Raw genomic sequence first — 12,537 nt, 5'->3', positions numbered from 1 at the left:
CCAGATGCATCTTAGCCAAGCCGCAAAACTGTCCTAAAAAGCAGGACCACTTCATGTTGCCGCCAGTCGGCTTCGAGCCCGAGAGATGACATGGTAATGGAAAAACGGTACAATAGGTTTGAGTTCCCTAAAATGCGAGTTGGCTATGTTCAATCCTACTACCGTAGTTGCAGCAGAATTTGGAGATCATCTCGCTCAGACCTACCTTCAGTATTTCTCGGGACGGAAGGCTGAATACGCTGCATTCATAAGTGGTAGCGCTCGAATATTGCTTGAGCGTTTGGGCAATTCGGACGCTCTTTATCATAATGCCGAACATACGATGATGGTGACACTCGTCGGTCAGCAAATCATTCGTGGTCAGTTGGTTACCCGCGCTGTCAAACCGGAAGATTGGCTACATTTCATCGTAGCGCTTTTGGTTCATGACATCGGATACTTACGCAACATCTGTGAAGGTGACACGGACACCGAGGTCATCATAAATGCGGCCGGGGACAAGATAAGTCCGCCGCGTGGTGCTTCAGATGCTTTTCTCGCGCCCTATCACATCGATCGCGGCAAAATTTATGTTCGTCAGCGCTTTGCAGAATCCAGCCTTATCGATGAAGAGAGGATAGCCGCCGCCATTGAATACACTCGGTTTCCCGTTCCCGTTGATCTGGCCTATTCCGATACAACGAGCGAGCCTGCTTTGGTGCGAGCTGCCGATCTAATCGGCCAGATCGCAGACCCGTTTTACCATCGGAAGATCGGCGGGTTATATTGCGAGTTCGTCGAAATCGGTTTCGCGGAAAAACTTGGATATGAGACGCCGATGGATTTAATGGAACAGTTTCCACAGTTCTTCTGGCATCAAGTGCAACCATTGATCGGCCCAGCACTCATTCATCTCGAGCAGACGATGGAAGGTAAGCAGTGGGTGGCACAGCTTTACAATCATGTCTTTCAAGTCTCTCACCGCGCAAGTTGTCTTGGACCATTTCCAGGTGCAATGGATGTGGCAAAGCCTGACTAAACCGTTCCAAAAAAACTCGAAAAATCAGGCCACACATCGTGATAGAATTTTTCGGCTCCGATGTTGATTAGGTCCGCTGACCGACGTTTTTGGTCCATCAAGGCGATGGCTTCAGGCGCTGGCGGGCGGTAACAGGATTCAGGAAAAACTGGTTCAGCTACATCACTGCGAAATTACGTCAATTTTGTGTGTCGTAGGGATTACGTCGACATTTTTCGTCCATCCGACTTAACGTGGCAAAGCTGTTACAAAGCCCGAAATACTCCAAAATAGCTACGTTGCGCGTCAATCCTGGATTGAGTGTCGTGATACTGGCTGTCTGCGGTTGCAGCCCAGCCAATGAAAGTTGCTACAGCGGCAAATAGTTTATCTTTTGCGTGGGATGTCGTCTCGCTGATGTATTTCGGGGTCATTGGAGCAGTCCTTTTATTCGGGTTACTCGGGATTGGTAGGCCATTTATTTAGTCATCTGACTACAGGTTGCACCCAGTTTGCTCCGATGTCAGTGAACTAGCTTACACAAGATAGATTTAAATCTGATCCGGCTGGGCAAGCACTGTTAGTGCGGAGCGATCCAACACCACAAGGCCACCTCTAGAGGCTTCAATCAAACCAATACGTTTCCATTCGGCCAGAGTTTTTGAGACAGATTCGCGGGTTGCCCCTACAAATTCCGCCAACTCCGCCTGTGACATATTGAGCTTAGTTAGACCATTTGCGTGCTCAAGGGATAGGTACAAGACTTTACGTGCCAATCGGGTTGGCATCGATAAGAACACTTGTTCATGAATTTGCTGTCCCATCCATCGTAAGCGTTGACCAGCCAAATGGATCATGTCGACAGCGAATTCGGGGTTTTTCCGAACCTGGTCAAGCACGTCAGAATTTCCAACTCGCAACACAGTTGAAGGTTCAACCGCAGTTGCTGTGGCCGTGCGGTCACCTGGATCGAACAATGAAATTTCTCCGAATAACGCGCCCGTACGCATAACCGCCAGACCAAGCTTGCGCCCATCTTGTGCCAACACGCTGATTTCCAATGATCCTGCGGAGACCGCAAACAAGGCACCGCCCTTGTCGCCCTGTTCAAACAGGATTTCACCGACCTCCAATGAGATTTCGGTGGCTTGCTCTCTGAGCATTTCCCGCAACTCTGTCGACGCCCCGGAAAGAAACCCAACCTTTGGTAAATCTGTTTGCTTCACATCGGCTCCCCTTACCGCATCGAACTTAGTCGATATTTCTCAAGTAAAATACTTCATCTTGGACGGTGCCTCAGTTTTACAACCCTATCAAGGGTCCTGTCGGGTGGTGTCAGACGAATGCGAACCAGTCTCAGTGGGCCGCCAAACGCCGGAACCTATGCTGAACAAAGTTGACGCCACTCGCTAAGGGCGGCGGCGCGGTTCAGTTTGAAATTTGATCGCCTGTAAAGGTGCCGCTCCGCGTTGAAATGGTTGTGGACTGAGGCGTGAACGGCGACGAACTTCTGCAGGGTTCGCATCCGCCTGAAGCGAAGCATGGCCCGCTCTCTTCGTCCAAATGGCTGGTGTGAATTTTCGGCTCGATTGTTGAGCCAACGGCCGGTTTCCTGTTTGTCCACATTGCCGATGACCTTCAGCGCCACACCGTAGGAACGTAGCTTGTCGGTGACAACAATATGTGCGCGTCCATGACGTTTCATTGTTTTCCTAAGGAATTTCAACGCTGCCTTGCGATCACGGCGCTTTGTGACAAAGCTTTCCAGGACTTCCCCTTCGTGATCCACAGCCCGCCAAAGATAGTGGCTCTCGCCGTTAATCTTCACGAATACCTCGTCCAGATGCCATTGCCAGTTCGAATATGCGCACATCTGGCTGACCATTTTTCTGCGAATTTCAGCTGCAAACAGCGGCCCAAATCAGTTCCACCAAAATCGAACCGTTTCGTGGCTGATGTCGATACCGCGTTCATGCAAAATATCTTCCACGTTCCTAAGCGAAAGCGGAAACCGAACATACATCATGATGGCAAGACGGATGATCTCTGGGCTCGTCTTGAAGTAGCGAAAGGGGGAGTGTTTTGTCATCCCGCGACGCTAATTGCTCACCCTCCCCGCCTCAACCTATTTTGCTCTGACAGTGCCAGGCTGGCACATCTTGCCACCCCATCGCCTTGTGATGTTTCACTTTGGCTTTGACCTTAGGGAGTGATCCCGCCTCTTTGATCGCCGTTACTGGGTTTTCGCCAGACCAGAAACCCTTTGAACGTGCCACGTCCAGCACCGTCTTAATCCGTTGTGCCAACCGTTTCGCCGTTTCGTGCTTTTCTGTCCAGATAGGAGCAAGGCACATCATCACTTCCGGCTGATCAACGCTATCAATCGGCATCCGCCCGATCATGGGAAAGGCGTAGTCGCGCAGCGTGTTGATCCATTGCTGGCCGTGCTTGGCGTTCGTCCAAGTCGGCATCCGGTCGATATGGACCTGTTGCGCCACTTCTTCAAAAGTCGGCACGTCTTGGCGCGCATTGAAACGCGGGTTCAGCCCTTGCTTGGCCATCCGGCGATATTCCAGCGCCCGTTCACGCGCTTGGTTCAGCGTCACAATGTCAGCACCGCCCAAACCAAAGTCGGTCCACAGTGGCGCGCCCTTCTTGTTTTTCTGGCCTTTTACCACCACTCGAACAATCCAGCGCCGCGCGCCCGATGGATCAACCACCAGATAAAGACCGCTGCCATCCCCGTGCCGCCCCGCGCCAAGGTTCTCGACCAGCTTCTTTGTCAGTTTGCCAGTTAGGGCCATTTCAAAAATACCACATTCTCTACCACTCAAGGAACGAAGATAGGCATCATCGAAAGAAACTCAAGGAAAACTCAAAAGCACACAAACCCAACAGAACAAAAAAAGATGCCCTTGGCGACCTGATCAAACTGAACGAAATGATGGGGTGGCGGACAGACAGACAGCCACATCACTTTACCATTCGTTATCAAGACAAATCATTTCTTCCAATAAATATGGTATGTTAGTTCTATTTCCCTTGCAAGGGATCGCACCTGTATGCACAGTATCTCACAAGAACTGGTGGGAAAAAGGGTGGGACGAGATGTCAAAGCTGAACGCTAAGAAGGTACAGTCGCTTAAAGAACCCGGAATGTATGGCGATGGTGCTGGCCTGTATTTGAACGTGGCAACTGGTGGCACAAAAAGCTGGCTTCTCCGTGTCACGATCAAAGGTCAATCAAAGCGGCGTGAGATTGGCTTAGGAAGCATCGATACACTTTCGCTGGCCGATGCTCGCACTACCTCGCAGCAGCTTCGCTCCGAAGCGAAAGCGGGACGCGATCCACGAGTTAAACGGGACCACTGTCAAATTACGTTTGAGGAAGCCGCCAGAGAGTTGCACAAGGATCTGGCCCCAACCTTCCGTAATGAAAAGCATAGGGCCCAGTGGCTTTCCAGCTTGAACAATCACGCCTTCCCTAAGATTGGCGGCCGCAGCGTGGCCGACATTCAACGTCAGGACGTGCTCGAAGTCTTAAGCCCGATTTGGGTAGATATGCACCCCACCGCCAAGCGGCTGAAACAGCGCCTAGAGGCCGTGTTCGATCACGCCATAGGGAAAGGCAGTCGAGAGGCCCCGAACCCCGTGGATGGAGCGCTGCGGCGCGCCCTGCCAAAAGGCAAGCACAAGCCGAAGCATCATTCAGCGCTCAGCTGGCAGGAAGTACCGAGTTTCATGGACGATCTGTCAGACCGCAAGGCCATCGCTGCGCTGTGCCTCCGGTTTGCAATTCTGACCGCCGCGCGTAGTGGTGAGGCACGATCCGCAACGTGGTCCGAGTTTGACCTAGACGGCTCAACATGGACTATTCCGGCCGCCCGCATGAAAGCGGGTGAAGAACACAGGGTTCCCCTGAGTGCCGAGGCAATGGCAATTCTCGAGCTGGTGAAGGGTCTGGATCCAGCCCTGCCGTTTCCCTCTCCAAACAGTAGTAAAAGCCTCACGGGAAAGCCATTGAGCGTTAATGCCTTCCGCCCCCTCTTCCAACGCATGAACCGCGAAGGCATGACCGCACACGGGTTTCGATCTTCTTTCCGTGATTGGTGCGCAGAAAAAGCCCAAGACAGACAGCTTGCCGAAGCTGCGCTGGCGCACAAGGTGGGTGGCGTAGAGGGCGCCTATTTCCGGTCAGACCTGTTTGAACGGCGGCGCAGCCTGATGGACGCATGGGGCCGATATGCTACCGGTAAAAGTGGTGATGTGCTGGAGTTCCGCAGAGCATGAGGCCGGAACTGGAAAAGATCCTTAAAGAGATCGGGTACACGGAAGCACTTGCTTACGATCGCAGCCTTGCATTTCAGTTTTGGGAGCCGAATGAGCGAGGAAACAGGCATTTCAAAGATAAGAAGGAAGCGGAGGAAGGTACTAAGCACTTACGCAAAATTACTGATCTTATTCAATCAACCCCCCCTTACCTTCTAGCTCTAATCAACGACCACGCCAGGCGCGCCGAGGATTGGGAAACGAGCCGAGATCCGCTGTTTGACGTGGCTTTTGCAGTGATTGAACTGACGGCTCTAGCTCAGACTGAGAAGGATCTGATTTGGAGCGGACCCGGGGCATCGCGCCGCATCGCCGGTTTGGATATTGCCAAGCACCTAGCCAGAATATTTGTTCTAGGCCGCGGTCAAATGCCAGGCTCAGGGGCCAAAGTTGACGGGGAACCATCCGGAGATTTTGCTATAGCTGTAGCTGAGGTTTTCAATTTCTTGAATTTTCCAGACAACTTTCGTAGGCCGTGCCGCGAAGCTGTTGCGTGGTTAAAAGCTGATGACTATCGGGAGTTTAATCAAATGATGCAGATGCGCGCTACGAATGGAAAAGGCATTTCCCTGATCACTGGCACAGTAAAGAACTAAGAGGGAAGCCCAGATATTCTTTCTGAGGTTATGGATGGGCAGGTATGCCATTTCTTGTCGCACCTTATAACTGGAGCGCATACGATATGAATACTACCCAGCCCAACGCGAATACCTTCGACCAGCTTTTGACAGTCAAACAAGTTGCAGAGCGTGCCGCCATCTCGGTTGCCTCAGTCTGGCGCCTGACTAAAACCGGAGATCTCCCGCAGCCTGTTAGAATTGGCCGGAGCGTCCGCTGGCGTGAAAGCGATCTGCGCAAGCACATCCAGACCTCAGCATAAGAAACCCCCACCGGCTATAACAAGCGCGGCAGGGGCGTGGAAATCGCGTGGATGCGATATTTCTACTTGCCTGCCCGCTTTCGATCAAGGGCATGACCGATGCATCGCAAAGGCTACACAAAAGTGCCCAATTATGTTTGGGATGATGTTCGGCTTGATGGCGAGGATATCGCAATATTAACTTGGCTCAGTAGTCATGCGCCAAATTACATCATAAAAGGTCCGACTGTTCGTGATCGCCTTGGAATGGCAGAACCTAAATACAACAAACGAATGAGAAAGCTCGTTAATTTAGGTTTTCTCAAGAAGAGCACTGCTTACCTTGATGGGAAAGTCGCGGGCATTCGTGTACAAGTCACATGGCCCAAGCTGAGCAAACAAAACATGGGTTCAGAAAGTGATGCTGAACCTTTGAAAGCTGTGCGCAGAAATGATGGGTTGCTAAGAAGAACAATTACGAAGAACGGCGCTTCGACTGCAAAAGTCGTTTCATTTGGAGAGGTCATAGATCACCAAGACGATCTGTAGCATCCAGTTATTGAGTTAGTGCCTCCGGCACTGGCGGGTGATAGGACAGTACCAAAACAAAGATTGCTTAGAAACAAGAGGAGAAACGGCAGACACCTGCGCTACACGGTGCCCCGGATCAAACAGCGGCGACCTTCGGGAACCTCCCGCCCGTGAGAAACTCCACTCCCCCAACCTTCCCTCGCACCGGAAACCTTGCCGAAGTCCTTATTTTAAGGCGTCCGAAAAAGTTTCGCGTTTTAACCAGTGGTTACAGGGTGTCGCATTCTGTTCTGACAAATATGGCCTGTGGGCGCCTTCTAGGCTCTGTTGCAGCCCCAAGGGGGGAGTTGCGCGCTCCTATGGATCCATCTCCTGTCGAATAGGTCTTTACCGTCTCCTATGATCTCGGGTTGCAGTTCTTTGCGGCGGACGAGGTCACGGAAGCGCAGGGGGTCGCCTGTCATTTCATCGGGTATATCGGCAAGGACCATGACGAGGGGACCCGAGGATCGCAATGCAGGCCGCAGGAGGGCCGTCAGGGCGGCATCTGTTAGTGTCGGCTCACAAGAGTGGAGCCCAAGTCCTCACAGCACCTCTCGACGTGACAGCCGCGGCAAGCTGTGCTTGGGTGCGGAAAGGAGGGTCATATTTTGATTGCTTCGATCGTGGAAGTGTTCGCCACATTTGGCGCTATCGCTGCATTGGTGGTTTTGGGAGCAAATTTCGGCTCCGAAAAATACAAGGTCCGTGATGGTATGCACCATTTTCTAACTGCTGCAGCCGTCTTTACGTTCGGTGCCGGTGCGCTGTACGTGTTTGCGCAACTTCTGGCTTAGCAGAACAATGGCGACACCCCCGAAGATTACGTCCGAAGATTACGTCCCCCTGCCCCGGCGTTATCAATGGCAGACATTGTGGGCGGCGCGTTGGCAAGCTGTTTGCGGGTGGGCGCTACTTCCTTTGCCGCCATTGCTACAACATCGCCTATTCCAGCCAATCTGAGGCCCGCTACGACCGCATTTTGCGCCGTGCCAACAAACTACGCACGGCGCTGGGCGGAGAGCCAGGTACTGCGCATTTAATCGCCCTCAAACCCAAAGGCATGTGGCAACGCACCTACGACCGCAAACGGTTCGAGATACAGTGGTGCGAGAACTTAGCAAACCAACTGTTTCTCAGCAAATTTGCACACCTTCTCAACCCAGCGGAACGCGAGATCTATTTCTATGAATGATCAACGAGGGGTTGTGCCTAAGCCTTCTAACGGGTTCTATCAGAATATATTTTCGGGGAATCTACATGGCACTTATCAGCGACTTCATGGCAAAGGTTCAGGCTATCCACGCGACTGGGGAAGCGACTGAACACTCCTACCGTTCTGCAATCGAGTTCCTCTTCTCTGGTCTAGACGAGAACACAACCGCCCTGAATGAACCGAAGCGCGTAAAATGTGGCGCACCTGATTTTATCATCAATCAAGGCGATATCGTTATCGGCCATGTTGAGGCCAAGGACTTGCACATCGGCTTGCGCGGCATGAAGGACGCCAACAAGGATCAACAAAACCGCTACCGCAAGGCGCTGTCGAACCTGATCTACACCAACTGTCTGGATTGGGATTTCTACCGCGATGGAGAGCTTTACGCCTCTGTCACCATCGCTGACAAGGTAATGGGTATACAGCCAAGCCCAGACAAGTACGAAGAACTCGAAAACCTCCTACGCAACTACATCGCCCAGCGCCCACAGACGATTACATCTCCGAAGAACCTTGCGGAGCGTATGGCGGGCAAAGCTGTCCTGATTAAGGACGTTCTGCAAAACGCACTCAAAGAGGACGAGAACCTGCAAACCGAACTGGCAGGGCAATACCGCGCTTTCAAGGAACACCTGATCCACGATATTACGGCAACTGACTTTGCGGATATCTATGCGGAAACTATCGCCTACGGCATGTTCGCCGCGCGCTTGCATGACCAGACGCTAGACACCTTTGACCGCCAAGAGGCGTTGGAGCTATTGCCCAAATCCAACCCTTTTTTGCGTTCCCTCTTTGGCTACATCGCTGGGCATGATCTGGACGAGCGAATAAAGTGGATCATTGACGATTTGGCCCGCGTGTTCCGCGCCGCCGATGTTGCCAAGCTGATGGAGAACTTTGGCAAGCTCACAGGCCAGAATGACCCCTTCCTGCACTTTTATGAGACGTTCCTTGCCGCCTACAACCCCGCCAAGCGTAAGGCGCGCGGGGTTTGGTACACGCCCGAACCCGTAGTCAATTTCATCGTGCGCGCGGTGGACGATGTGCTGCAAACTGAATTTGGCTTGCCTGATGGGCTTGCCGATACGTCAAAGGTGACAATCCCTTGGGACACAGGCCAAACCGATAAAAAGGGCAAGCCTGTGATGATCAAAAAGGAGGTCCACCGCGTTCAAGTGCTGGACCCCGCCACAGGCACAGGCACGTTTCTGGCCGAGGTGATTAAACAGATTGCGCCAAAAGTCAAAGACGTGGCCGAGGGCATGTGGTCCCCCTATATCGAGAAAGACCTGATACCGCGTTTGCACGGGTTCGAGCTGCTCATGGCGTCCTATGCCATGTGCCATATGAAGCTGGACATGATGCTGACAGAGTTGGGCTACAAACCCACAGGCACCCCGCCCCGCCTTGGGGTGTACCTCACCAACTCGCTGGAGGAGGGGGAACCTGCGAACCAGACTCTGCCCTTTGCTCAGTGGCTCTCCAACGAGGTGAAAGAGGCGAATACGGTAAAGCGAGACATGCCGATTATGTGCATCGTTGGGAACCCGCCCTATTCTGGGATTTCCACCAACAAAGGAGCATGGATTACTGGCCTCATAGATGACTACAAGTATGTGGATGGGGTGCATTTTGGTGAGCGAAAACATTGGCTGAATGACGACTATGTGAAATTCATCCGCATGTCAGAAAACCTGATTGAAAAGAACGGCGAAGGCGTGCTCGGTTTCATCACAAACCACGGTTATCTGGACAACCCTACTTTTCGAGGGATGCGTTGGCACCTGATGCAGACGTTTGACAAGATTTATGTGCTTGATCTCCATGGCAATGCGAACAAAAAGGAAGTCACTCCAGAGGGAAAGCCTGACAAGAATGTCTTTGATATTCGGCAGGGTGTTTCAATCATTCTCGGTGTGAAATTGGCTAATAGTGCTCCCGGGAATGCACGAGTTTTTCATAAAGAGCTTTGGGGGAACCGCGCTGGAAAATATGCGGAGTTACAAGTTGCCAAAATAGGTACGGATGACAGCCTAGAACTTTCACCCGCTGCTCCTTATTTTATGTTTTATGATGTGAATTTGTCAGTGCTCGAAAATTACGACACAGGCTTTTCACTCCAAGAATTTGCGGCAAGCCATTGTACAGGCATAATATCTGCCAGAGACGAACTCGTCGTTGATACCAGCAAATCAGAATTGGAGCGCCGTCTGCAGAGGTTTCTAGACGCGTCTAGAACTGTGTCGCAGACCCGAGCAGAATTTTTTGGCAGCAAAAAAGCGGGTAAGTACCTTAAGGGTGATAGTCGCGGATGGAAGCTAGACGAAAAAAGGGAAATACTGCAACAAAAAGATGTTCTTGCAGCAATCCAGCCGATTCAATATCGGCCCTTGGACAATCGATGGATTTGCTATGACCCCGATATCGTTGATTGGCCAAGGCAGGAAGTGTTAGCTCACTTTAATGATGGGAAAAATATTGCACTTTTGTCCCCCCGAATGACAGCCGACGAATATTCGCCGCTCGTGTCGGAGACGATAATCTCAAACAAGACAGGGTCACGTTACGATCAAACGTATTTCTTCCCCCTCTATCTATACCCCGACGAACAAGACTTAGACCAAACCCGCCGCGTCAACTTTGACCCTAAACTCTGGAAACAACTCCAAGCCAAGGCCAAGCATCCGACCCACGGCATTCCCGACGAAATCCAGACCTTCGATTACATCTATGGCGTGCTCCACTGCCCAGCCTACCGCGAGACCTATGCCGAGTTCCTGAAAATCGACTTCCCCCGCATCCCGTGGCCCGCCAGGCCAGACGCGTTCTGGGATATCTCGGAAAAAGGCAGCGCCTTACGCAAACTGCACCTGATGGACCCCGCCGCCGTGGGCAAAGCGCCCTTCCCCTTCAAAGGTGAAGGGGAAGGAATGGTAGACAAGCCCGAACTCAAAGACGGTCGTGTCTGGATCAACGAAACACAGTATTTTGAAGATATCCCGCCAGTCTCATGGGAGTTCTACATCGGTGGCTATCAGCCCGCGCAAAAATGGCTCAAAGACCGCAGAGGTCGCGCGCTCAGCTTTGACGATGTGAAGCACTACCAAAGCATCCTCAAAATCCTGTCTGAGACTGACCGCATCATGCAAACGATTGAGATGGAGTTCGAAGCTTGACCGCCTTTACCCGCCCCAAACGCATCTCCCTCAAAAACCACCCTATCTATTCCGAAAACTGGGTGCAGGACATCATTGCTGAAGACCCTTCAATCCTTGGACTAGGCAAGCTGGTTCTACGCGACCGCGAGCGCATCCAGAACCGCGCTGGACGACTTGACCTCCTGCTCCAAGACCCAGAAACCTACAAACGTTATGAGGTTGAGCTACAACTTGGCGCAACGGACGAAACGCATATCATCCGTACCATCGAATACTGGGACATTGAGCGGAAACGATACCCCCAATATGAGCATTGCGCCGTACTATTGGCTGAGAATATCACCAGCCGCTTTCTGAACGTGGTGTCCTTATTCAACGGCTCTTTTCCAATCATCGCCATGCAGATGCAAGCCTTTGAGGTGGGGGAGCATGTAACACTGGTATTTACCAAGGTGCTGGACGAGATGCAGCGCGGCCTTGTGGACGAAGACGAGGACGCCATTAGCGCACCCACTGACCGTGCTTACTGGGAAAATGATAAGGGCAGCAGCAAAACGGTCGCGCTGATGGACCGCATCTTTGCCTTAGTCAAGGAGGGCGACCCAGAGAGCGAACTCAAATATAACAAGTTCTATGTAGGGCTTATCAAAGAAGGGCGCGCCAGCAACTATGTCACTTTCCGCCCTCAGAAAACTTCTGTCCTTGTAGAGCCGAAAATCGCGCGCTCGGACGAGGTAGACGCCATGCTTGAACAGGCTGGTGTTGAAACGCTCGAATACAGCACGCGCTGGTCAAACTACCGCATTCGGATTACCGACAAGGATTTGAAGGACCACACAGATTTGTTGCGCAATCTCATAGAACGGGCCAGACAGCAGAGAGCCGGGTAGCGACACGTTCTGTGACCCCTAGAGTACTGCGCGCTCACATTTGCCCCCTTGTCCCCTTGCGCTCCTGCGCTTCTTCAAACGCCGCTGCCTCGCGGTCGATCCGCCGTTGCTCTGGGTCGAACGGGAAGTCCCGCTCCCAGGCTTGTCCGTCTGCAAGTCCCATCAGTTTTGCTCCTCTGCGTCTAGGTCGATGATTTTCATTGTCCGGTCCGAGTAGGCCATCACGATCTGGCCGCTCGGCAGCGCGCCGGACTCGATGACTTGAATCCCGGCCCAGAAGTGCGCGGTGTCCGAGACCGACACGACGCGCGCGCCCCGTTTTCTCCATCGCGTCTTTGAACCGATCCAGGATGCAGTTGACAAGATCCGAGAAACAGGTCGAGCGGCTGGAGGAGACACTGGCCGATCCCGGACTGCCACCGGAGAACTGGGAGCGGGCGCTGGCGGGAGCGCGGCTTTTGCTAAAGCATCGGAAGGCACGGCAGCAGGCCAGCAGACCCTAATCAAGACGC

At 52.5% G+C, this 12,537-nt stretch carries 12 protein-coding genes and 1 pseudogene; 9 read left to right on the top strand and 4 right to left on the bottom strand.

Features of this window, described 5'->3' with window-relative positions:
* Positions 1–145: 145 nt before the first annotated feature.
* Complete coding sequence (locus V7730_RS11510; RefSeq protein ID WP_335747734.1) at positions 146–1,018, top strand: hypothetical protein; 873 nt, start codon at positions 146–148, stop codon at positions 1,016–1,018.
* A gap of 530 nt (positions 1,019–1,548) precedes the next feature.
* Here V7730_RS11510 and V7730_RS11505 read toward each other — a convergent pair.
* The 3 genes and pseudogenes from V7730_RS11505 to V7730_RS11495 all read right to left on the bottom strand — a co-directional run bounded on the left by V7730_RS11505 (position 1,549) and on the right by V7730_RS11495 (position 3,801).
* Positions 1,549–2,223, bottom strand: coding sequence for a Crp/Fnr family transcriptional regulator (locus V7730_RS11505; RefSeq protein ID WP_335747733.1), 675 nt, complete (start codon positions 2,221–2,223; stop codon positions 1,549–1,551).
* Positions 2,224–2,378: 155 nt separating this feature from the next.
* Positions 2,379–3,086 (bottom strand): annotated as a pseudogene (locus V7730_RS11500) (IS6 family transposase).
* A 31-nt stretch (positions 3,087–3,117) separates the two neighbouring features.
* On the bottom strand, positions 3,118–3,801 hold the full coding sequence (locus tag V7730_RS11495) for a tyrosine-type recombinase/integrase (RefSeq protein ID WP_335747732.1): 684 nt from the start codon (positions 3,799–3,801) through the stop codon (positions 3,118–3,120).
* 304 nt (positions 3,802–4,105) lie between these two features.
* On the opposite strand from V7730_RS11495, the gene V7730_RS11490 reads away from it, so the two are divergent.
* The 7 genes from V7730_RS11490 (at position 4,106) to V7730_RS11460 (ending at position 12,025) form a co-directional block, all read left to right on the top strand.
* Complete coding sequence (locus V7730_RS11490) at positions 4,106–5,287, top strand: tyrosine-type recombinase/integrase (RefSeq protein WP_335747731.1); 1,182 nt, start codon at positions 4,106–4,108, stop codon at positions 5,285–5,287.
* On the top strand, positions 5,284–5,922 hold the full coding sequence (locus tag V7730_RS11485) for a hypothetical protein (protein ID WP_335747730.1): 639 nt from the start codon (positions 5,284–5,286) through the stop codon (positions 5,920–5,922). Before V7730_RS11490 ends, V7730_RS11485 begins: the two co-directional genes overlap by 4 nt.
* 44 nt (positions 5,923–5,966) lie before the next feature.
* Positions 5,967–6,206: a helix-turn-helix transcriptional regulator gene (locus V7730_RS11480; protein ID WP_335747729.1), complete on the top strand. Its 240-nt coding sequence runs from the start codon at positions 5,967–5,969 to the stop codon at positions 6,204–6,206.
* Between the two features lie 99 nt (positions 6,207–6,305).
* Complete coding sequence (locus V7730_RS11475) at positions 6,306–6,734, top strand: hypothetical protein (protein ID WP_335747728.1); 429 nt, start codon at positions 6,306–6,308, stop codon at positions 6,732–6,734.
* A gap of 632 nt (positions 6,735–7,366) precedes the next feature.
* Positions 7,367–7,552, top strand: coding sequence for a hypothetical protein (locus tag V7730_RS11470; protein ID WP_335747727.1), 186 nt, complete (start codon positions 7,367–7,369; stop codon positions 7,550–7,552).
* Between the two features lie 463 nt (positions 7,553–8,015).
* The gene (locus tag V7730_RS11465) at positions 8,016–11,153 is read left to right on the top strand and encodes a type ISP restriction/modification enzyme (protein ID WP_335747726.1); all 3,138 of its coding nucleotides are present in this window, start codon (positions 8,016–8,018) and stop codon (positions 11,151–11,153) included.
* Entirely contained in the window at positions 11,150–12,025 is an 876-nt protein-coding gene (locus tag V7730_RS11460) for a hypothetical protein (RefSeq protein ID WP_335747725.1), read from the top strand. Before V7730_RS11465 ends, V7730_RS11460 begins: the two co-directional genes overlap by 4 nt.
* Positions 12,026–12,059: 34 nt before the next feature.
* On the opposite strand, the gene V7730_RS11455 is transcribed toward V7730_RS11460, so the two are convergent.
* The gene (locus tag V7730_RS11455) at positions 12,060–12,188 is read right to left on the bottom strand and encodes a hypothetical protein (RefSeq protein WP_335747724.1); all 129 of its coding nucleotides are present in this window, start codon (positions 12,186–12,188) and stop codon (positions 12,060–12,062) included.
* Positions 12,189–12,381: 193 nt separating this feature from the next.
* On the opposite strand from V7730_RS11455, the gene V7730_RS11450 reads away from it, so the two are divergent.
* Entirely contained in the window at positions 12,382–12,528 is a 147-nt protein-coding gene (locus V7730_RS11450) for a hypothetical protein (protein ID WP_335747723.1), read from the top strand.
* The last annotated feature ends 9 nt before the right edge of the window (positions 12,529–12,537 follow it).

Origin of the sequence: Sulfitobacter sp. (assembly GCF_036961165.1) — a bacterium.
Classification (GTDB): domain Bacteria; phylum Pseudomonadota; class Alphaproteobacteria; order Rhodobacterales; family Rhodobacteraceae; genus Sulfitobacter.
This window is presented reverse-complemented; position numbering and strand designations above follow the sequence as displayed.

Coding starts and splice junctions, on each gene's coding strand:
- V7730_RS11510 (WP_335747734.1), top strand. CDS start 146: ATGTTCAATCCTACTACCGTAGTTGCAGCAGAATTTGGAGATCATCTC.
- V7730_RS11495 (WP_335747732.1), bottom strand. CDS start 3,801: ATGGCCCTAACTGGCAAACTGACAAAGAAGCTGGTCGAGAACCTTGGC.
- V7730_RS11490 (WP_335747731.1), top strand. CDS start 4,106: ATGTCAAAGCTGAACGCTAAGAAGGTACAGTCGCTTAAAGAACCCGGA.
- V7730_RS11485 (WP_335747730.1), top strand. CDS start 5,284: ATGAGGCCGGAACTGGAAAAGATCCTTAAAGAGATCGGGTACACGGAA.
- V7730_RS11480 (WP_335747729.1), top strand. CDS start 5,967: ATGCCATTTCTTGTCGCACCTTATAACTGGAGCGCATACGATATGAAT.
- V7730_RS11475 (WP_335747728.1), top strand. CDS start 6,306: ATGCATCGCAAAGGCTACACAAAAGTGCCCAATTATGTTTGGGATGAT.
- V7730_RS11465 (WP_335747726.1), top strand. CDS start 8,016: ATGGCACTTATCAGCGACTTCATGGCAAAGGTTCAGGCTATCCACGCG.
- V7730_RS11455 (WP_335747724.1), bottom strand. CDS start 12,188: ATGGGACTTGCAGACGGACAAGCCTGGGAGCGGGACTTCCCGTTCGAC.